Source organism: Phyllobacterium sp. CCNWLW183 (genome assembly GCF_037203775.1).
In the GTDB taxonomy this organism is placed as follows: Bacteria; Pseudomonadota; Alphaproteobacteria; order Rhizobiales; family Rhizobiaceae; genus Phyllobacterium; species Phyllobacterium ifriqiyense.
Genome location: NZ_JBBCBN010000006.1, coordinates 1 through 21055 on the forward strand (window position 1 = coordinate 1; position 21055 = coordinate 21055).

Below are 21055 nucleotides of genomic sequence, written 5' to 3' on the forward strand. Positions count from 1 at the left end.
GCCGCTGCCGCTGATAGCGCCGCCAAATGTCAGCGCGTTGGAGCGGTTGAAGGCAAGCTGGCCATTATTGGCGATGTCACCTGCAACTGTGCCGCTGTTGCCGCCATTGCCAAGCTGCAGGATGCCGCTGCTGATCGTTGTGCCGCCCGTATAGGTGTTGTTACCGGTCAGTGCCAGTGTGCCGGCACCTTGTTTGTTGAAGGCACCAGTGCCGTTCAAGGCTTGCGATACGGTGAAGGTGTTGCCTGCCGCAGCAACGTCAATCCCGCCGCCATTGCCAGTCATGGTGAGATCACGGTTGTTGCTCAGTGCTGTCAGCCCCGTACCCGTGACCTGCAGAACCCCGCCATTCAATGTCAGTGAACCATTTGCCGAGCCGAGATTTTCATCAGCCGAAACCGACAACGTTCCATCACTGATCGTTGTTCCGCAATGGCTGTTATCGCCGCTAAGCGCAACGGAACCGCCACCCGTTTTTTCGATGCCCCCGCACAGTCCCAGCGCGCCGCTAACAATGGGCACGTCGATTGTTGCACTCACACCCTGAAGGGCACGCAATTCAATGGGGCGGAACAGATTACTCGAGACCAGGGCACCATTCGTACCCGAAACAAGGCTGTATCCATTGGTGACAAATTGCAAGCTGTCCGCACTACGAGAACCGTTGATCGTTACCAGGCTGGTGGGCGCGTTGCCAAGATTGCGGAAAATAGCTGTCCCGCCCGTAAAGGAAGCAGAGGTTCCATCTGCCTTAAGCCAGTCGGTACTGCCATTCCAGGTACCACTGCCTCCCTGGCTGTCGTCACCTTTCCAATATCGTTCGGATCCGTCGGAAACAACGAGATCGATATAGCCGCTTTGCTCTACATCAACAGAGATATCAGCGCCGGACAAACCGCTTGGAGTGGTTCCGAGCACAATGCCGTTGTCAGTCAGACCGCCGCCATAGGACATGATCCGGTAATAACCGATCCCAGCATTGCCGTTTGCCCCACCGGCGTTTGAAAGGTTGAGGGTTCCGTCAAGTGTCAGATTCCCGCCGACAGCGATGAAATCATTCTTGCCAAGTGCACCGAGTTGAAATCCGGAACTGGAGCCGGAGCTTAAGGTCAGATCTCCACCAATCGATAGACTGCCGACATTTCCGCCCGGCGCAATCGTTCCGCCATCAGCAACATTGACGTCGCCCCCGATTGTGCCATTGCCGCCAAGAAGCCCCTGTGCCTGGACATCAATATTTCCGCCCAACTTGTTATCCACAAGCAGTTTGCCGGATTGAATCTCTGTTGCACCTGCAAAACCACTGCTGTCGCCTGTGAGAACAAGCGCGCCGGCGCCTTCTTTTCGGAAGTCACCGCTGCCGCCAAGGATTTGCGACATGACAAATGAGTTGCTCACATTGTCTATGTTGATGCCACCGCCATTGCCGGTCATGGTGAAGTTACGGTTTGTGCCGAGTGCCACAAAATCCGTTCCCGTTACCTTGATGGTTCCGCCGTCAAGTGTCAGGGCGCCGTCTGCCGCCCCGAGGTTCTCATCGTCCGAGACCGACAGTGTTCCATCGGCGATCTTCGTACCGCCCGTATAGGTGTTCGTGCCGGTGAGGATCAAGGTTCCATCGGCAGCCTTTATAAGCCCCCCAGACCCGGAAATTACTGAACCAATGGATGCTGACATGCCCGATTCGACAGAGAATGTATTTTCCGTGCCAACAAGATTAAGGCTTTCACCCTGGAGCAGATAGCCGTCCGTTTTGAATAACAGGCCGGTGATATTTTGAGGAGAGTTGACGGTTACCGAGCCGGGATTGCCCGAAAAGATCGCTATACCCCCGAGTGTCCAGGCCGCGTTCGATGTGCCCGTTTCATCAGTCCAATTGGTGGAGGTGCCATCCCATATTCCACTGCCGCCGGACACCCCTGGCGTTCCCGTTGTATCCTGACCATCCCAATATTGCTGTGCAAGTGCAATATTGGGCGCAAGCAGGCCAGCTCCAATGAAGGCGACACCGAGCAGCAGGATTTGGCCACCCAAGGTTGTAGTCGATTGTAATGAACGAAGAGAACGATTCATTCAGTATTGGCCCTTGGTATCGAATCACCGATGCTTAATTTCACACGCCTTAAGTAAGTTTTCTAGTAAATTACAAATGTTGACATATCAACGACGGGAAGAACACACGCCACACAAATATTTTTAATGTATTGATTTTCATGAGACATTTTTCAGTGCTGCCAAATTAAGCACAAACATGTAACTCTTTAAAAAGCGCAATATCACATCAGCCGTATGTAGGATCTGGCACCAATGTCAGTTGTTGCCAGCCGCAGTTTTCCATCTGACTAGATCAAGAAGGCGATGCGTGCGATTGGCTGCAGTAGAGCTTGGAGTTAAGAAGTTGCGTGGGCGCCGAGAAATTCACGAGGAGTTGTTATGGTGGAACGTGTGAAACCTGCTTGATATTGAACGTCAGATGACGCCTGGGGCCTGTTAAACGGGAACTTGTCAGCGAACAAGCGCTGCGGCACCTGCCTTGCCTATTTCATCAATTGCGTTACCGCATCTTAGATGGCCGGCGGACGACCGGGCGAAACAAAGCCACGGTTTCCATAGAAGGGAAGTAGGCTTAGTTTCGTCATTCCTGCAATCAAATGGTGAGTAAACCGGCATTTGTCAGAACAAGGCCCTTTTAGGAAAAAAAGTATTCTATTTGCCCGGTGTTGCGTGAACAAAAGTATTCCGTGGATATCAAACTTCGCTTACCGACTCTGTCATATTCTTTCAGCTTGTATGGTTTAGACTTTTGAATAAGATATTAATCATACGAGCATTTCTGCCAAAGGAGCAAGCATGCCGATTTACTTACAACTTGATGGAATTCAGGGTGATGCAACGCAGGAGACGCACAAGCGCTGGATGGACATTGAAGCCATCCACTGGAATGTGGCCCGCAGGATGAATACGTCAGCTGGCTCCGCAGCCAACCGTGAAGCATCCGAGCCAACGATCAGCGAAGTCATTTTGACCAAAGTCAGCGACTCATCTTCAACGAAACTATTTCAGGAAGCAGTTTCCGGCAGATCAGGAAAACTGGCAACGATTCATCTCGTAACAACTGGCAATCCGGGTGAAACCTATATCGAATACAAACTCACCAATACATTGATTGCCAACTATTCGATAGATTCCAACGGTGACCGCCCGGTTGAAACGCTACGTTTGAACTTCACGAAAATGGAAATGAAATACACGCCATATGATGAGAACCAGAAACCACAATCGCCACTGATTGCTTCTTACGATCTCGCCACAACACGCTCATCCTAAACACGACCATGCATGATGAGGCAGTTCGATACTGCCTCATCAACTCACACTACCCGCCAACCAGTTATCGTTGAGATTCTACTTCATCTGATCCAAGGTATAGTGCTTATGGAATATGAGTTTTTTGATGCGGGCTTGATTCAGGCGGACCGCATTCTTCGTATTTCGACGGTTCTTGGGCTGGATGTTCTTCTTGCCGAAAAGATGGACGTGCGTGAAGAGATCAACGGCCTGTTTGAAATTCATGTCGATGTCAAATCCAAGCGTACTGACATTAAGCCGGAGGAGCTTGTTGGTACTCTGGCAGACGTATCTCTGGAAATTGCCTATGGTGAGCGCAGGCCATGGAATGGGCTGATAACAGGTTTTCGCGAAGGGCCGCCTGTCTCACGCGGCCTTCGCTCCTATCAACTGACCATGCGCCCGCAATTGTGGCTGCTGTCGCAACGCTCCGACTGCCGCATCTTCATGGACATGACGACGTTGCAGATCGTTGAAACGCTGCTTTCAGAGCATGGGATCAAGGCCGCTGTAACCGGCGGTGTGGTCAATCCGCCAGCGCCGATCCATTATTCTGTTCAATGGAACGAGACGGATCTTGCCTACCTCACCCGCCGTCTGGAGTATGACGGCTTGTTCTACTGGTTCGAGCACAAAGATGGCGAGCATACGCTCCATGTCGCCAGTCATCCTTTTGGATATACCGAGGGACCGGAAACCGATGTCAGGTTTGCAGCAGGTTCCACGGACAGAAACCATATCAGTGCGTTTGCCAGAGACTATCAGTTTACGCCAGGAAAGCGTGCTGGTGGTGACTGGAACTTTGAAAAGCCGCAAGGCCCGCAGGGAGCGGTGACACCTTCGCTCGTGTCGCTACCGAAAAACGCAGAGTACGAACTGTTCCATTATCCGGCCAAGGCGCTGGATCAAGCCTCGAACGAGCAGGCTTCGAAACTGCGCATGCAGGCGGTTGAAGCTGATCACGAAAAAATCGAGGGATCATCCACGGTCAGGACCCTTGCAGCGGGTCGCAAATTCAAGCCCTACGAAGTCGCGCACGCCGATCATGTGTTTGAAGAATATGTGGTCACCGCCATTGTACATCGTATCGTCGATCACTCTTACGAGACGGCAGAAGATGGCTCGCTGGATTACTCCAACAGCTTCATTGCGCTTCCGTCGCGGCTTCCTGCAACGCCGCATCGAGCAACGCCGCAACCAAGGATTGATGGTTCGCAGGTTGCCATTGTCGCCGGACCGCCCGGCGAGGAAATCCACCCGGATGAATACGGCCGGATCAAGGTTTGGTTCCCGTGGCAACGGAACCGGGCCAAGAAGGATGGCTCCGATACCTGCTGGATACGCGTCATGCAGTCATGGGCTGGCAGCACATTCGGCTCGCAAGTTATCCCCCGCATCGGCATGGAAGTGATGGTCACCTATCTCGAAGGCGATCCTGACAGGCCGGTCGTTACCGGCATCGTACCAAACCCGAGCACAAAGGTGCCCTATACGCTGCCCGCGAACAAGACACGCACTGTTTTAAGGTCCAACACACACAAGGGCCAAGGCTTTAATGAAGTCTCCTTTGAAGATGAGAAGGGCAAGGAGAACCAGTTCTTCCATGCCCAAAAGGATCAGACCACGCGGGTTCTGAATAACCGCACGAAGCGCGTTGACGCCAATGAGGTTTCATCGGTAGGTGCCAACCGTGCCGTTGAGGTCGCAGGCAACCAGAAGCACGAAATCGGCGGCTCGATGAACATGGTGGTCGGCGGTACCGGTGCTGGTGCATTGGGCCTTGTTGCACAAGTTGCAGGACTTGCCGGACAAACAGCAGGCTTGATGCAGCAGGCAGGACAAGTTGCCGGAGGTGCCCCCAATCTTGTCAACTTCGCCATGTCGTTGGGCCAATCTGCACTCGGCTTTCTCTCGGCGACCGGCCTTGGTGCACGCGACGGCGTTGTCTCCGGCCCAAGTCCTCGCTCTGATCAGGGAACGGCACTCGCGGCGTCCGGCGATGGCATGGGGCAAGCCACCGGCGCACTGTTCCAACTTCCTGGTATCATGAATACCATCGTCGGCAATTTCAAATCCGACACGATCGGTATTGCCAGAGCCGAGCAGATTGGCATGAGCAAGGTAACAAATATTGGATCAACCCACTTCACCCAGATTGGCAAAGAGCAAAACACGAAAGTCGGCGAAACAATCAAGATAGAGGTTGGCCAGCTTTACAATATTGTTTCCGGCGAAAAGTATCATGGCGAAGCCAAGACATGGGAAATCTACGCTGATGACGAGATACGCCTGTCCGCTCCCGGTGGATATATCACCATCAACAAGAAGGGTATTAAGCTCTACGCACTTAAGATCGATATCGAAGGCAACGCGATCAACTTCAAAAAAGGCGGGCCAGGCAAAGGTACATCCTGCCTCAAGAAGATGTCACAATCCCAAACGCCATTTGTAAGAATGTAGCCCCCTATGGAGATCCCAAAACTCGATCTTCCAAATGCCGAAAATGCTGCCCGGGCTTTTCGTGCAGCATTGGACACATTATCCGGACCACTCTTTGCAGTACTTGATGGCGGCCAATTTGATGATTTGGAAGATGAACTTGCCGACGCTGGCATTACCAGTCGCTCTTTGTTTCTAAGTGGTGGTGATGAAGATATGCGCCGCGATGGACCATGGCTGGTCGCTCTGAACAATCGCAAAACCAGCACGCGCATAGAGGAACTTGCCCTCGAAAAGCCATGCGCTGTGTTCTGGTCTTGTCCTGAAGGTGAACAGGCCCTCTGGCGACACCTTCGGAGCATCAATGAGATTATGATCCCGGATGATCGTATCGAGGGCAATGACGGGAAGTCAGGTACTCCGGTCAAATACGAACGTGTCCTCTTCCGGCACTGGGACCCCAATGTATTGGGTAGTAGTCTTTCTCTCCTGAATGCGGAACAGTTTGCCCGCGTCTTTGGACCGGCAAACGGCATCATCATGAACGCAACCGACTATGGCGGGCTTAAGCGTGCTCCACGACCTAACGACTTACCCCTGCCAAATCCGGGACTTTTGCAGATCGATCCTGAACAGGTCGAAGACCTCAAGGAAGCAATGTTACATTCTTCGAGGTTGCGGATCGCCAGATATTTGAAAGGCAACATTCCCCCTCACTTTTCAGGTATCACGGATGAGTTCGTCTGGGGTACAACACTGGCGAGTGAGCAGACTGCCGACGAACTTGGTATTCTTACCGAGCGCGGTAGAGCGCGCTGGTCCTATGTTATGATGATGTCCGATGGCAAAGCTGCAGATATTCCTGAAGTGCGAAACTATATCAAGGATGGGAATGACTCACCCGATAACCGGGTAAAATCACTTATTCAGCACACCGCTGATGCATTGCGCTCTGGCGACGTGGTTTTATCATGAGCAGCGCAGTCTATGGAACGGCTGGCGAATACGGTGGCAAGATTGCGGGCGGTTTCCTTGGTGGCGCTATCGGCAGCATTTTTGGACCTGTAGGCACCTTTGCAGGCCGTTGGGTCGGCTCCAAACTTGGAGGCATCGCCGGGCGTGCAGCAGCGGAGGCACTTGCCACTGCTATGGAGGATGCCAATACCGATGCGGAAACCAAAACTAAAGATGTACCAATTGCTGAAACATGCGCAACCTGTCAGAAAATCCCGAAAAACCCTTGCGAACATCTGAAAAAAGGGCAAGGCGAAGGTGAAAACCAAGGTGGTGCTCACGAGGAGATGAAAGGTCCATCCGGAGACAATCTGGATTCCCATCATACACCGTCGAAAGACAGCTATAAGGGCAAATTGCATCCCGACGATGGCCCTGCTATGCGAATGCCCCCGAAAGAACATCAGAGTACCGGCAGTTGGGGTAGTGGTGATGACGCCAAAGCGTATAGAGATTTGCAGAAAAAGTTGATCGAAGAAGGGAAATGGAAAGAGGCATTCGACATGGATGTCGAAGACCTTAAAAAACTGGCAGAAAAACTCGGCGATCCCAATAAATTCGACCAACGGATCAAGGATGCTGACGCTTACAGAAAATGCATGGAAAAACACGGCTTACTACCTAAGCCTGACACAGGGACGTTACCCGGGGACGGCCCACCAGCCCAGCCCCCTGTTTCGTAACCGTAGTTTACTGGGAGAATGATATGGATTGGATTATAAGACCTTTCGAGGGCGCAGGCCCACTTAGCTTTGGCATGAGTTCGGAAGACGCTGAAAACAGGATTGGCCCAAATGAAACTTTTATCATTCGACCCAGCGGCAATCGCCAAGAATATAGAGACCTAAAATTTCCGGCCTTAACATTTGATCCAGACAATAAACTGAAAGAACTTATATTCAGCAAGCATGGAGACCCTCTTATACTGGAGGGGGTCTCGTTATTCGCGATGGACCCAGAAACCGTCCTAAAACGGCTAAATGAGATCGCAAAAGAATTGTTTAAAGACGACTATTCTGTTTATGCTCCACAAATAGGTCTCGCACTGGTCGGGTTTGACAATAATGAAGGCGATGAGAAAACGGTCACGCTATTCAAAAAGGGAGCTCTGGATAGCAGAATTCCCGACGCAGAACCGGTGAGTTGGATATAATGACATGTCAGCAGGAAATTTCGCGATTGCGGCGCGGTGACGACTGATCATGGCTGGACGCGCGGTTACCCTTCTAGGCCATATGCATACTTGTCCGATGGTTGATCCCGGCCCTCGCCCTCATGTTGGTGGGCCGGTAGTTTCAACCGGACAGAGCTTCGTGACCGTCGCCGGTGTTCCGATTGCAACTGTTACAGACAAATGTCTTTGCAGCGGCGTTCCAACAACAGCAGCCATTACCGGCGGCTCATCAGTTGCGAAAATCAATGGCAAGAAGGTTGCTCGTATTACCGATGGCTGCGAGCATGGTGGCAAGCTGATTCAGGGTGTGGATTGGTTGACCTTCGAATAGATGCTGGTCAATTAACGTACTTTTGTTCTCGGATTGTTATTCATCAATAGCTGTCCGTGTCGCCGTTGTGTTTAAGAGCGAGGCTTAATGATCTTTTGGAAGCGTTGGATCAGACGCAAGGTCAATGCAGCGGGAGTAAACAAGCTTCGTTCCTATGGAGCAGCAAAGTGTCAAGTCATGCCGGATGACGAGCACCGCTCTTACAAAGGGCTGAACATCTGACCCGAGGATTCGCATGTCCGTTGCGAAAACAGGTAGGGCTAATGCAGGGCTTCCGGTTACCGGGAGGATTGAGCGCTTCGTCTCGATTTTTTCCGCCTTGCTTAATCTGTTCGTTCCCTCTCACCACGACCGCTCAGCCTTTGCCATTCACCTACACAGGCTTCGTGCTATGGCACACTGGAAAAGTAACCGGAACCCTCGACTGAAATCACAGCCGAAGGACTGCCATGTCTACGCCAAGTTAATGTGATAGCGCCTCATAAAGGTCATCGACACCGATATCGGCTTCAATCAGGGCATCTAGCTGTGGCGCCAGAGTCTGACTACCATCACTCTTTGAAACACACATATAACCGATGAGCATTGCCTGAACCCAAGAAGAAAAACATTGGAACGCATTCTTGTATACTTTTTCGTGTCGGGTAATCTAGCGGAAATCGGCGCAATTTTCTTGGCTGTATCAATCCCCAAGAAACGGACGTTTTTCTGGTTAGGAAACTTCCATAGTGAATGTTGAGTCAAGCTTGAGCTTTGTTGCTTTGATAGGGGAATGCCATGCATGGAATATGAGTTTTTTGATGCGGGCTTGATTCAGGCGGACCGCATTCTTCGTATTTCGACGGTTCTTGGGCTGGATGTTCTTCTTGCCGAAAAGATGGACGTGCGTGAAGAGATCAACGGCCTGTTTGAAATTCATGTCGATGTCAAATCCAAGCGTACTGACATTAAGCCGGAGGAGCTTGTTGGTACTCTGGCAGACGTATCTCTGGAAATTGCCTATGGTGAGCGCAGGCCATGGAATGGGCTGATAACAGGTTTTCGCGAAGGGCCGCCTGTCTCACGCGGCCTTCGCTCCTATCAACTGACCATGCGCCCGCAATTGTGGCTGCTGTCGCAACGCTCCGACTGCCGCATCTTCATGGACATGACGACGTTGCAGATCGTTGAAACGCTGCTTTCAGAGCATGGGATCAAGGCCGCTGTAACCGGCGGTGTGGTCAATCCGCCAGCGCCGATCCATTATTCTGTTCAATGGAACGAGACGGATCTTGCCTACCTCACCCGCCGTCTGGAGTATGACGGCTTGTTCTACTGGTTCGAGCACAAAGATGGCGAGCATACGCTCCATGTCGCCAGTCATCCTTTTGGATATACCGAGGGACCGGAAACCGATGTCAGGTTTGCAGCAGGTTCCACGGACAGAAACCATATCAGTGCGTTTGCCAGAGACTATCAGTTTACGCCAGGAAAGCGTGCTGGTGGTGACTGGAACTTTGAAAAGCCGCAAGGCCCGCAGGGAGCGGTGACACCTTCGCTCGTGTCGCTACCGAAAAACGCAGAGTACGAACTGTTCCATTATCCGGCCAAGGCGCTGGATCAAGCCTCGAACGAGCAGGCTTCGAAACTGCGCATGCAGGCGGTTGAAGCTGATCACGAAAAAATCGAGGGATCATCCACGGTCAGGACCCTTGCAGCGGGTCGCAAATTCAAGCCCTACGAAGTCGCGCACGCCGATCATGTGTTTGAAGAATATGTGGTCACCGCCATTGTACATCGTATCGTCGATCACTCTTACGAGACGGCAGAAGATGGCTCGCTGGATTACTCCAACAGCTTCATTGCGCTTCCGTCGCGGCTTCCTGCAACGCCGCATCGAGCAACGCCGCAACCAAGGATTGATGGTTCGCAGGTTGCCATTGTCGCCGGACCGCCCGGCGAGGAAATCCACCCGGATGAATACGGCCGGATCAAGGTTTGGTTCCCGTGGCAACGGAACCGGGCCAAGAAGGATGGCTCCGATACCTGCTGGATACGCGTCATGCAGTCATGGGCTGGCAGCACATTCGGCTCGCAAGTTATCCCCCGCATCGGCATGGAAGTGATGGTCACCTATCTCGAAGGCGATCCTGACAGGCCGGTCGTTACCGGCATCGTACCAAACCCGAGCACAAAGGTGCCCTATACGCTGCCCGCGAACAAGACACGCACTGTTTTAAGGTCCAACACACACAAGGGCCAAGGCTTTAATGAAGTCTCCTTTGAAGATGAGAAGGGCAAGGAGAACCAGTTCTTCCATGCCCAAAAGGATCAGACCACGCGGGTTCTGAATAACCGCACGAAGCGCGTTGACGCCAATGAGGTTTCATCGGTAGGTGCCAACCGTGCCGTTGAGGTCGCAGGCAACCAGAAGCACGAAATCGGCGGCTCGATGAACATGGTGGTCGGCGGTACCGGTGCTGGTGCATTGGGCCTTGTTGCACAAGTTGCAGGACTTGCCGGACAAACAGCAGGCTTGATGCAGCAGGCAGGACAAGTTGCCGGAGGTGCCCCCAATCTTGTCAACTTCGCCATGTCGTTGGGCCAATCTGCACTCGGCTTTCTCTCGGCGACCGGCCTTGGTGCACGCGACGGCGTTGTCTCCGGCCCAAGTCCTCGCTCTGATCAGGGAACGGCACTCGCGGCGTCCGGCGATGGCATGGGGCAAGCCACCGGCGCACTGTTCCAACTTCCTGGTATCATGAATACCATCGTCGGCAATTTCAAATCCGACACGATCGGTATTGCCAGAGCCGAGCAGATTGGCATGAGCAAGGTAACAAATATTGGATCAACCCACTTCACCCAGATTGGCAAAGAGCAAAACACGAAAGTCGGCGAAACAATCAAGATAGAGGTTGGCCAGCTTTACAATATTGTTTCCGGCGAAAAGTATCATGGCGAAGCCAAGACATGGGAAATCTACGCTGATGACGAGATACGCCTGTCCGCTCCCGGTGGATATATCACCATCAACAAGAAGGGTATTAAGCTCTACGCACTTAAGATCGATATCGAAGGCAACGCGATCAACTTCAAAAAAGGCGGGCCAGGCAAAGGTACATCCTGCCTCAAGAAGATGTCACAATCCCAAACGCCATTTGTAAGAATGTAGCCCCCTATGGAGATCCCAAAACTCGATCTTCCAAATGCCGAAAATGCTGCCCGGGCTTTTCGTGCAGCATTGGACACATTATCCGGACCACTCTTTGCAGTACTTGATGGCGGCCAATTTGATGATTTGGAAGATGAACTTGCCGACGCTGGCATTACCAGTCGCTCTTTGTTTCTAAGTGGTGGTGATGAAGATATGCGCCGCGATGGACCATGGCTGGTCGCTCTGAACAATCGCAAAACCAGCACGCGCATAGAGGAACTTGCCCTCGAAAAGCCATGCGCTGTGTTCTGGTCTTGTCCTGAAGGTGAACAGGCCCTCTGGCGACACCTTCGGAGCATCAATGAGATTATGATCCCGGATGATCGTATCGAGGGCAATGACGGGAAGTCAGGTACTCCGGTCAAATACGAACGTGTCCTCTTCCGGCACTGGGACCCCAATGTATTGGGTAGTAGTCTTTCTCTCCTGAATGCGGAACAGTTTGCCCGCGTCTTTGGACCGGTAAACGGCATCATCATGAACGCAACCGACTATGGCGGGCTTAAGCGTGCTCCACGACCTAACGACTTACCCCTGCCAAATCCGGGACTTTTGCAGATCGATCCTGAACAGGTCGAAGACCTCAAGGAAGCAATGTTACATTCTTCGAGGTTGCGGATCGCCAGATATTTGAAAGGCAACATTCCTCAGATCCACCGGGGGTTAGTGATGCATTCGCATGGCGAACTACGCTCGCGAATGAACGAACAGCGGATGAACTCGGAATTCGTACCGAGCGGGGCCGGGCGCGGTGGGCCTACATGGCAGTGGTATCTGACAACAAAGTCGTCGAGTTTCCAGAGGTTCGAAAATTTATTACCAGTGGAGAGGCAAGCCCGGATGAGCAGGTTCGCTCGCTCATGCACCATACGATCAACGCGTTGCGCATTTATGATAATGGGGCCGGGTCGTGAGCGGGTCGTTGGAGACAGTACTGGGAACCGGCGGCAGTATTGTTGGCGGCGCCGGGGGTGCCGGATTGGGGGCATTGCTGTGTGGACCTGTCTGCGGATACATAGGCCGAGCTCTTGGCTCTCAAGCAGGCAAATTGGCGGGTCGGGCAGCAGCTGGATGGATCGCCAACCAAATGGAGCAGGCAGATGTCAATGCCGAAGCACAAACAAAGGCAACTGAAGCCGCAGTACCCTGTGCAAGTTGCACCAAGATAAAATGCTTCAAACCACCGAAGGGTAGTGATGAAAAGCAGGTTAAAGAGTTCGAAAAACAGCTAGAAGAACAGCAGGACGCAATTAACGAGATTCCCCCAGACAAGCTGATTGGAAATCTTAATAAGTACGCCGAAGCAGGACGTGGACCGGACGATGCATCGGCGAGAAAAGAGATTCGAGACCAATTTCTGGGAGACCGTAAACGCGAACTTACACTGGAGTATTTGAAACAGGGTAAATCTGACGCTGCTGAAGCAGCGGCAACGGAAGCTGCGCGAGAAGCCAGCACTCTGGATGCAATACACACACCCGATTTGGGTGCTGGTGGTGATGGAACTTTTCCTCTAGGAACGGCGGGATGGGTGACCGCTCAGTCAATCGATCAATTGGATCACAATGGGGCAAGGATGGTCGTCTCAATGCCTTGAAAGAACACGCAGAAGATGCGAAAAAACAAGGGAAGAAAACGAATGTCAAACTTGAAGTCTGTCCCGATGGTAAGAAGGGTGGCGATCCTCAATCGGAAACACCTGACAAGCCGACAGAGATCACACCGGGAGAGGGAGAAGGAAACGGGTATGGCGTTTGATGGGATGCAGTTTGGGTCCGTATAGCAGAAGGATGCACTTGTGGTGCTGAACAATCATTTCCAGTATATCGTTGACCGCTTCGGACGTCCCGAGGGCCTTGCGTCATTGCCGACTGACGCTGATCTTGCTGCTTATCGAGATATCACGCCGCCGTCTCTACTCGAATTTTGGAAAGAGTGTGGATATGGGATTGTCCTTGATGGTTATTTCCAATTCTGCAACCCTACTGCCTATCAACCTGTTGTTGATCAGATATTCGAGGGCGATAAGGAATTTGACCCCAAACTGATTTGCCCCATCGGGTTTTCTGCATTCGGTAAGTTATTACTGTGGCACAAAGACTTCTATACAATCGATCTGGACCTAGTGGATTTGAGAATGTCATGTGTGGGGTTCATTAAGAAATCTGCCACAAAGGAAGATTCTGACCTTACAATTGTAAGCGTCTTGATGAACCTAGATGACAACAGCTATGATAAGTACGGTGAAGATTCAAAGCCGCTCTTCAAGCGAGCGCTCTCAAAACTCAGCCGTTTGCCGCCTGATAGTATCTACGGCTTTAAGCCAGCTCTGGCTCTGGGTGGGTCTCGGACAGTGGACAGTTTGGCCGTGTATAGCGCCTTCGAGCACATGAGTCTTCTATCTCAACTCGGCGATATCAAATTGATTGATTATTCCAACCCTGCTCTCTGACAGCGAGATATCGGAACATTGCAACAGCTTGGTGTGTTGACAATATGATCGGGCTTCCCGTTACTCTCAAAGGCCATATGCATACTTGTCCGATGGTTGATCCCGGCCCTCGCCCTCATGTTGGTGGGCCCGTGATTTCGACCGCCCAGAGTTTCGTCAAGGTCAGGACTAGTTGCAAGATGCCCAAAGCAGCAAGAAAGATTGACACCGGCTCAGAACACAGTTGCCATTTCCCCCCGACACCTGCAATTGAAGGCAGCCCCAACGTCTGGATAAATGGCCTGAACGCTTTACGCGTTGATGATCATTTCGAATCCCACGATGGCATGGGGCAAGCCACCGGTGCACTGTTCCAACTTGCTGGTATCATGAACACCAACGTCGGCAATTTCAAATCCGACACTATCGGTGTTGCCAGAGCCGAGCAGATCGGCGTGGGCAAGGTAACGAATATTGGATCAACCCACTTCACCCAGATCGGCAAAGAGCAAAACACCAAGGTCGGCGAAACGATCAAGATAGAAGTTGGCCAGTTTTACAATATTGTTTCCGGTGAAAAATATCATGGCGAGGCCAAGACATGGGAAATCTATGCTGATGCAACGCCATCAACTTCAAAAAAGGCGGACCGGGCAAGGGAGCAGGCTGCCTCAAGAAGATGTCACAATCAAATGCATCATTTGTAAGGGCGTAAGATCGTCGTGGAAATATTCCCAGGTAATCAACCCGATGCCGAAAACACTGCACGCACCTTTCGTGCGGCGCTGGATACCTTGGCTTCGCCGTTGTTCGCCGTTCTCGACGGTAGTCACTTCGATGATCTCGAAGACGAGCTTGCTGATGCCGGTATTTCAAGCCGGTCGCTATTCCTCAGAGGCGGCGATGAAGACATACGTCGTGACGGGCCGTGGATGGTCGCACTTAACGACAGACGCACGCGCAACCATATCGAAGAACTGGCGATCGAGCGACCATGTGCCGTGTTCTGGTCTTGTCCTGAAGGTGAGCAGGCATTGTGGCAGCACTTGAGAAGTATCAATGAAGTCCTGATACCTGACACCCGCATTCCGAATAATGACGGTGACCTAGGCAAACCCGTTAAATATGAACGCGCGCTGTTCCGACACTGGGATCCTAACGTTCTTGCCCCTATCGCCCGGTTGTTCGACGTAAAGCAATTCGCTTATCTATTCGGACCTGCAGAATCGATTTTCATGAATGCCGCTGACAATGGTGGACTCACATGCGTGCCAAGGCCAGAGGGTCTTCCAAAGGCCACGCGTGGCACTCTGACTATCTACGCTGATCAGCTTGAAACTATTGAAGCCCGGCACCAAGCGTCTTACTGCCATCGGATGTCCAAGAATCTCAGAGATATGGCGCCGCACGACACAGCGACAATGAGCGAGCAAGAGCTGAACAGCCGAGTTTTGCGCTATGAACTATCGGGAAATAAACTGGGGCTGACGCAAGAACGATCATTGAGCATCTGGGGATATATGATGCTCGCCAGTGGAGATCAGTTCGAACATCAACCTAAGATCCGAGCATTCTTGCTATCCGGACCGGGTACGCCGGATGAAAATGTCGAAACTCTTCTTCATCAAATGAATCGACTTGCAAGTACAATTGACGAGGTTAGTTGATGCCTTTTCTCGGTTTGGGGGTTCCCGTTCTGGCGGGAGCAGGAGCAGGTGGCGGCACCGTCCTCGCGGGAACAGCCGCGACTGGCGCAACGATATCGACCGGAACTTTGCTCGCTGGCGCGGCCGTTGTGGGCACGGGCCTCATCTTAACCGGCGACACGCCCGTCAATTCTGTCGCAGCCGGAGCTATTTCTCCAGCCCTGACCCCGGGACAGAGGGCGGAGCAGATGAGAAAAGCCCAGGAAATTGCAAAGGGGTTGGCGGCGACGGCCGCCGCCGCCTGTAGTACTGGAAAATGCCCTTGTCATAAAACTGTAGTTGTCTCACAGTCGGCTTACCCCGAAAGTGCAAATCATATCCTCGACGCGCAAGCGGCAGGTCAACCCATGACATTGACGATCGACAGAGGAGGCGCTAACGCTCGCCGACAGGCTTCAACAGGCAGATTTCCTCGAGAACCGGGGAAGCAGCCGGACGAATATCCGCCAGCAATGTTTTTGGAAGGCGGTGCGGGAGCGAGTGTGCGTAACATCACAGCCAGCGATAATATGGGATCTGGTGCATCGATCGGCAACCAGTTGAGACCGCCAACAAGATATCCGGACGGGTGCAAAGCTACAATAGTAATAGGACCATAAACAATGACCGAACGCTTTCCTCTCACCATAAGCTACGCGCAGATCGCCGTGTTTGATCCCGATCTGGAGAACCCTTTCAATGACTGGAACGATCGGCAATATACGCAAGGGTTTTCCTGGCGCGAAGGTAGTGTTTCCTTTGCTGTGCCACACGGCAATGCTGTTTTTGTTGAGGTGCTCACAGAACAAGAAAAAAGTCACCTTTCCGGGGAACCTACGCGTGTGATTTTGGTACCTTTCGATATACCGGAAGACAAAGTGGTTATCGGATCCATCATGGACGAGCGGACCACCGTACTTGGTGCTGGAAAATATCAGCTGACATTTGAGCTGCTCGATGGAGGTATCAAAGATGGCGTTACCTACGAAAAATTTATAAGACTGACTTTTGCCAAAAGTATTGCACCCCTGTTTGAGATTAAACTAGCGGATGCGGAGATGAACGTGGATCTTCCTCTGGACAAGAATGCCGTTCCAGCGAGGTAGTGCAATGACTACAGGTCGTACTCTGCTCATGAATATGAACTCTGTAGAGAGAAGCATGTCCGAGGAAAATAACCTGTTTCGTTGGGTGATGGTTAAATGACACAAGAAACACAGACTTCGATATTTTCCAGCCAAGGTGATCCGGAACGGATTGAAACCCCGCGTTTGATTTTGCGCCAGCCAGTCTATTCCGACGCATCGGGGTTACACGCGCTTTTATCGGATCCCGTTACTTGTCACTTCAGTCCGTTCCGACCTTTCACTGATGCCGACACCCATTTCGCTATTGTTGAATGGCGTGAGGCCCGTGACCGGGGACTTCGTACTTACGTGGGAGCAAACCGGTCCGATCCACGTGTCCCTATCGGGTTTATCCAAGTTGGCCCCGATGAGGAATTAGGTGGGCTGATGTCTCCCAAACAAAGTGGTAGGGGTCTTGCCACCGAGGCTATGCAGGCGATCATTACGGCGCTGGAACTACGCCACGCCTGGACAATTATCGACGCAGAGCATGCAGCACTTATCCATACACTTGAGAAGGTAAATATCAAGCAACAGAGGATACTGCCCGCACATCGAGTTCACCCGCAGATTTCGCTTGAAAAAAGGGATTGCGTACTGCTTCATCAGGAGGCAGACCATCAGATGGAACCTGACAGCCAATTGGCTAGAAAGGCCCCCTCTGGGGAGCACGCTAAGCATCGGTGACCGTAGGTTGTATCTTTTTACCCTAACTGAGCAAACTGGCAGCGATTTGTGAAAACTTGATTGAACAATTGGAACGAATAATCATGGGCCACCCCGTTTCACTTTTAGGACATATGCATACCTGCCCAATGGTTGATCCGGGGCCGAGGCCACATGTTGGTGGCCCCGTGATCTCGACAGCCCAGAGCTTTGTTAAGCTCAACGGTATCCCGATTGCGACCGTCGGATCAAAATGTCTGTGTAGTGGTGTGCCGACAACAGCAGCCATTACCGAAGGCTCTTCGGTTGCAAAGATTGGTGGCCAGAAGGTAGCACGAGTTAATGATGGATGTGAGCATGGCGGAAAGCTAGTACAGGGTATTAGTTGGCTAAAGTTTGAGTGATCCAGTGCGTTCCCATAAGTTGAAGCCGCACGCCGTCCGGCGTCAACTGGACCCGCTTCCCGGTATTCATTTTCAAAAGTACCAGGACAGCTAAAAAGCATCTGCTGGCAATGGCACGGTTCTGTAATCTCGAATCTTTAGTGACCGCTTTGCTTTTGGTAACAAATGCGGCCAGATAAATTGTATACGAGAACGCGCCGTTCTGTTTTCAGATACCGATTCGTTGATTTCTCTGAATTCCCGGATCGACAGTTCATCATCGATAATTGCCACGGTGACCATGCCCCAGTTTTATCCAATTCTGAGTTCGCTCCGGCGGTTTTTAGTTTCGGCTTGAGTTGCGGTAGCTGCGGGCTGCGGTACGAAGCCATTTCGGCTGCGCAGCACCGCATCAAGTCGCGGGTTGATGGTCTGAGCGAATTCGGCAGGTGTCAACCAACCGAGGCCTGAGTGCGGGCGAAACACGCCGCTTTATCCATCTAGACGCGGCGAGCCTACTGAGCTGGAGAAATGGTAAAGCTCGGCGGGACACCAACGCCCACGAATTGCTGGTTGCAACGCTCAACGAAGAGGAAGCGACCGATAAGGCATTGTCGGTCCTGGCCGAAGCCTCGCTTAACCAAACCGCACTAGCGGCATAATTTGGGACGATGTTGTTGTTAGGATCAAAAGCGGCCAATTTCCTATGTTTATGATCGATTACGTCTTGTCGCTTGGTGTGGTTGGGCTGGGAGCAATAGCGAGTGCCATGTCAGCTCTTCTGATTGTCCGGCAAGGGTAGCCACGACTACGTGGCACCAATTCGGGTGAAGGGTGATCTCTGGAATCTCGTCGTGCAATCGATGGCAATCTCTGCTGCACCATGCATTTCGGAACAATCTTTACAATCGTGCTAGATTGTCATATATGTTCTCCACAAGGAGAATGATTAATGGTTGCCTTTCAGCGAGAATATACACCAGCCCAGGCCGCTGCGGTCAGTGAGATCGGTGTCAAGTCTGTGCATAACGCTATCGACAAGCGGATCATTGAAAGCCGTGTTGCCAACCATCAGGGCGGACGTGCGCTTACCGACGATGATCTATTGCGTCTCAAGTTGTGGTACGGCGTGGGTTCCATCCTGACTGCCGAGCGCCGCAAGCGACTGTTTGAAGCAATCAAGAGTGACCCTTCGGCAGCAACCGTGCGGGCCGACGATTATTTGATCGTCGATGTCGCACGGGCGAGGGAACAGCTTGCTGCACGCGCAGATGCCCTGAGAGAGGCTGAAACGGTCATCGAGAGCGTCAAGGGCGTGCTTGGTGGTGAGCCGGTCTTCAAAGGAACGCGTGTGCCAGCACGGGCGATTGCCGCCATGAAGGCCCAGGGCGCCAGCACCGAGGAGCTGCTCGAGGGGTATCCCTCTATTACAGCGCGTATGGTCGAGTTTGCCGAAATCTGGACAGCTGCTCATCCGGCACGCGGCCGTCCCAAAAAGCTCTCGGAACATGGGTTGAAGGTAAAATCGACGAAGCGCCTTTCCCCCAAGAGCGAGCCAGGGCCGAGATCGTCAGGTGTTTCTTCGTGAAGTTTTTGGTCGATGAATGCCTTCACACCACGCTCGTGGCCGTGGCGCAAAACCATGGCCACGATTGCTTTCATGTGAACTGGCTTGGCTTGAGCGGTGAGACCGATTGGGACCTGATGCCGAGGATCATTGAGGGCGATTTTACTTTTGTCACGAACAATGCACGAGACTTCCGAAAACTGTATGCGAAGGAAGCACTGCATGCGGGGCTCGTTATCATCGTTCCTCAGGTGCTACCCGCCCGCCAGCGCGAGCTGTTCGATGCGATTTTGGAGGAGCTGGTGAGCACCGAGGAACTGCTTAACGAGGTAATCGAAATCACGCTAGAGGATGACGACGTCGTCATGACCAGATACACCCTTGCGAGCCCTGATGCTTGCTAATCGCAAACAAGTTCCATGCAATAGCGAATGCTCGAAGAAAAGTGCTACTTGCAGGGGGTGTAAGCCCAAACCGCCGAAAATTCTGTAATAGCTTCTTACGTTCAATAGCGTCGCTATAGACACGGCAAGTGCACCAACAGCAAAATTATCAAGGTATGGTCTGTTATTGATAAAAATGAAATCGAAGCGCAGCTTTGATAGTACTTTTGCAATTGGTGGTTTGGGCAGCGTCTGGACTGGGTTAGTCCAACTTCGGTCGGTCTCACTCACTGCAGGGCCGACCCCTGCTCGTGGGAGATATTCAGGAGACTCCCGGCTCCCCGGGGGAGATCGCAGACAGGCTGAAGGCGGTAGGCAACGCATCCTCTTGCCCTCTCCTGGCGCACATCCTTCAAACATGAATCTCGATACTACTTTGTCTGATCCTATCGCCCAGCGGTCCGTCCGGGACCGAATCCGTCACGAGGATATCGACATCCTGCAGTGAGCCAAGCTTGACAAGAGCGCGTTTGCCAAATTTGCTGCTATCGACCGCCAGCAACGTTCGGTCCGATTGTGCAAGGGCCGCCGAAACGGCGGAGACCTCGCCATGATCGTCGTCGCAAATATCACCATCATCATCAATGCCGCTGACTGAAATGACCGCATAGTCGAACTTGAACTTGCGGATGAATTCGGCTGTGTCCTCGCGAAAGACCCCGCCATCCACAGGCCGCACGAAACCGCCTGGAATGGCCAGCACGAAGTTTGAATTCTCGCTGAGGATGGTGGCGACACGCAGACTATACGTTACCACGCGCAGATCGCGCCGCCTGACAAGCGCATGGGCGATTGCCTCGCAGGTCGTGCCAGAATCGAGGAAGACTGCCGCGCCATCGGGAACGATACCGGCGACAATTGCGCCGATTCTCTCCTTTTCGGGCGCATTATCAACGCGTCTCTGGCGGTAGATTACCGGATCGACCGGCGTTGATATCGCCGCTCCACCATGCAGCCGGCGCACTTTGCCCAATTGTTCGAGAGCCATGATATCGCGGCGCGCTGTCTGCGTCGTCACCGAAAAAAGCCGCGTGATCTCGTCAATCGAAATGTAATGGTTTCGTTCGATATAGCGCAGGAGAAAAGCCTGTCGATGTTCTTTCTGGCCGCCCTCGCCGGCTACGGCTTCCCCGCTCGTCATGCCATTTCCTGTAATTTTCTGAATCTGCGCCCACAGCTATTTGCTGCCTAATTTTGGTGAATGCAAGGTTCTCCCCATCAATGTTGTCAAACTGACATAGATGATCACTA

At 52.3% G+C, this 21055-nt stretch carries 22 protein-coding genes and 2 pseudogenes; 21 read left to right on the forward strand and 3 right to left on the reverse strand.

All coding sequences use genetic code 11. The annotated features are described in order from the left end of the window. Positions 1–2073 (reverse strand): beta strand repeat-containing protein (locus V9K95_RS14180; RefSeq protein WP_336441313.1); only part of this gene is annotated, 2073 nt, incomplete at its 3' end. Positions 2074–2850: 777 nt separating this feature from the next. Here V9K95_RS14180 and V9K95_RS14185 point away from each other — a divergent pair. From V9K95_RS14185 to V9K95_RS14265, 18 genes and pseudogenes are all read left to right on the forward strand, one after another. Beyond that, positions 2851–3327, forward strand: a complete 477-nt coding sequence (locus V9K95_RS14185; protein WP_336441312.1) for an Hcp family type VI secretion system effector — start codon at positions 2851–2853, stop codon at positions 3325–3327. 108 nt (positions 3328–3435) lie between these two features. Continuing rightward, the gene (locus V9K95_RS14190) at positions 3436–5808 is read left to right on the forward strand and encodes a type VI secretion system Vgr family protein (protein ID WP_336441307.1); all 2373 of its coding nucleotides are present in this window, start codon (positions 3436–3438) and stop codon (positions 5806–5808) included. A gap of 6 nt (positions 5809–5814) precedes the next feature. Next, positions 5815–6762, forward strand: a complete 948-nt coding sequence (locus tag V9K95_RS14195) for a DUF4123 domain-containing protein (RefSeq protein ID WP_336441311.1) — start codon at positions 5815–5817, stop codon at positions 6760–6762. Further along, positions 6759–7484 carry a hypothetical protein gene (locus tag V9K95_RS14200; protein WP_336441310.1) on the forward strand — a complete coding sequence of 242 codons (726 nt, stop codon included), beginning with the start codon at positions 6759–6761 and terminating at the stop codon, positions 7482–7484. The genes V9K95_RS14195 and V9K95_RS14200 overlap by 4 nt, the downstream gene beginning before the upstream one ends. 23 nt (positions 7485–7507) lie before the next feature. Further along, positions 7508–7954 (forward strand): hypothetical protein, encoded by a 447-nt coding sequence (locus V9K95_RS14205; RefSeq protein WP_336441309.1) that lies wholly within the window; start codon positions 7508–7510, stop codon positions 7952–7954. Between the two features lie 49 nt (positions 7955–8003). After that, positions 8004–8306 carry a PAAR domain-containing protein gene (locus V9K95_RS14210; RefSeq protein ID WP_336441308.1) on the forward strand — a complete coding sequence of 101 codons (303 nt, stop codon included), beginning with the start codon at positions 8004–8006 and terminating at the stop codon, positions 8304–8306. A gap of 138 nt (positions 8307–8444) precedes the next feature. Beyond that, positions 8445–8778: pseudogene (locus tag V9K95_RS14215) on the forward strand (hypothetical protein); the annotation flags it as partial. A gap of 309 nt (positions 8779–9087) precedes the next feature. Further along, positions 9088–11460 carry a type VI secretion system Vgr family protein gene (locus V9K95_RS14220; RefSeq protein WP_336441307.1) on the forward strand — a complete coding sequence of 791 codons (2373 nt, stop codon included), beginning with the start codon at positions 9088–9090 and terminating at the stop codon, positions 11458–11460. 6 nt (positions 11461–11466) lie between these two features. Next, a complete protein-coding gene (locus V9K95_RS14225) occupies positions 11467–12636 on the forward strand; it encodes a DUF4123 domain-containing protein (protein WP_336441306.1) in 1170 nt (389 codons plus the stop codon). Beyond that, positions 12590–13099, forward strand: coding sequence for a polymorphic toxin type 15 domain-containing protein (locus tag V9K95_RS14230; protein WP_336441305.1), 510 nt, complete (start codon positions 12590–12592; stop codon positions 13097–13099). The genes V9K95_RS14225 and V9K95_RS14230 overlap by 47 nt, the downstream gene beginning before the upstream one ends. Then, positions 13030–13260 (forward strand): polymorphic toxin type 15 domain-containing protein, encoded by a 231-nt coding sequence (locus V9K95_RS23705; protein WP_442958567.1) that lies wholly within the window; start codon positions 13030–13032, stop codon positions 13258–13260. The genes V9K95_RS14230 and V9K95_RS23705 overlap by 70 nt, the downstream gene beginning before the upstream one ends. A gap of 40 nt (positions 13261–13300) precedes the next feature. Beyond that, positions 13301–13954 carry a GAD-like domain-containing protein gene (locus V9K95_RS14235; RefSeq protein ID WP_336441304.1) on the forward strand — a complete coding sequence of 218 codons (654 nt, stop codon included), beginning with the start codon at positions 13301–13303 and terminating at the stop codon, positions 13952–13954. Positions 13955–14046: 92 nt separating this feature from the next. Next, a complete protein-coding gene (locus V9K95_RS14240) occupies positions 14047–14640 on the forward strand; it encodes a PAAR domain-containing protein (protein ID WP_337345112.1) in 594 nt (197 codons plus the stop codon). A 15-nt stretch (positions 14641–14655) separates the two neighbouring features. Next, positions 14656–15600 carry a DUF4123 domain-containing protein gene (locus V9K95_RS14245; protein ID WP_336441302.1) on the forward strand — a complete coding sequence of 315 codons (945 nt, stop codon included), beginning with the start codon at positions 14656–14658 and terminating at the stop codon, positions 15598–15600. Then, positions 15600–16238 carry a NucA/NucB deoxyribonuclease domain-containing protein gene (locus V9K95_RS14250; protein WP_336441301.1) on the forward strand — a complete coding sequence of 213 codons (639 nt, stop codon included), beginning with the start codon at positions 15600–15602 and terminating at the stop codon, positions 16236–16238. The genes V9K95_RS14245 and V9K95_RS14250 overlap by 1 nt, the downstream gene beginning before the upstream one ends. Before the next feature lie 3 nt (positions 16239–16241). Continuing rightward, complete coding sequence (gene comJ, locus V9K95_RS14255; protein WP_336441300.1) at positions 16242–16724, forward strand: competence protein ComJ; 483 nt, start codon at positions 16242–16244, stop codon at positions 16722–16724. A 96-nt stretch (positions 16725–16820) separates the two neighbouring features. Further along, positions 16821–17432 carry a GNAT family N-acetyltransferase gene (locus tag V9K95_RS14260; RefSeq protein ID WP_336441299.1) on the forward strand — a complete coding sequence of 204 codons (612 nt, stop codon included), beginning with the start codon at positions 16821–16823 and terminating at the stop codon, positions 17430–17432. Between the two features lie 128 nt (positions 17433–17560). Beyond that, the gene (locus V9K95_RS14265; RefSeq protein WP_337345113.1) at positions 17561–17815 is read left to right on the forward strand and encodes a PAAR domain-containing protein; all 255 of its coding nucleotides are present in this window, start codon (positions 17561–17563) and stop codon (positions 17813–17815) included. Between the two features lie 291 nt (positions 17816–18106). On the opposite strand, the pseudogene V9K95_RS14270 reads toward V9K95_RS14265, so the two are convergent. Further along, positions 18107–18274, reverse strand: a pseudogene (locus V9K95_RS14270) (IS3 family transposase); the annotation flags it as partial. Between V9K95_RS14270 and V9K95_RS14275 the strand changes: the two are divergent. From V9K95_RS14275 to V9K95_RS14285, 3 genes are all read left to right on the forward strand, one after another. After that, the gene (locus V9K95_RS14275; RefSeq protein ID WP_336441327.1) at positions 18244–18456 is read left to right on the forward strand and encodes a hypothetical protein; all 213 of its coding nucleotides are present in this window, start codon (positions 18244–18246) and stop codon (positions 18454–18456) included. The pseudogene V9K95_RS14270 and the gene V9K95_RS14275 sit on opposite strands and share 31 nt — an antisense overlap. Before the next feature lie 290 nt (positions 18457–18746). Further along, positions 18747–19382: a DUF433 domain-containing protein gene (locus tag V9K95_RS14280; protein WP_336441297.1), complete on the forward strand. Its 636-nt coding sequence runs from the start codon at positions 18747–18749 to the stop codon at positions 19380–19382. Beyond that, positions 19379–19765: a DUF5615 family PIN-like protein gene (locus V9K95_RS14285; protein WP_336441296.1), complete on the forward strand. Its 387-nt coding sequence runs from the start codon at positions 19379–19381 to the stop codon at positions 19763–19765. Before V9K95_RS14280 ends, V9K95_RS14285 begins: the two co-directional genes overlap by 4 nt. Before the next feature lie 391 nt (positions 19766–20156). On the opposite strand, the gene V9K95_RS14290 is transcribed toward V9K95_RS14285, so the two are convergent. Continuing rightward, positions 20157–20945 (reverse strand): DeoR/GlpR family DNA-binding transcription regulator, encoded by a 789-nt coding sequence (locus V9K95_RS14290; protein ID WP_336441295.1) that lies wholly within the window; start codon positions 20943–20945, stop codon positions 20157–20159. Between the last annotated feature and the right edge of the window lie 110 nt (positions 20946–21055).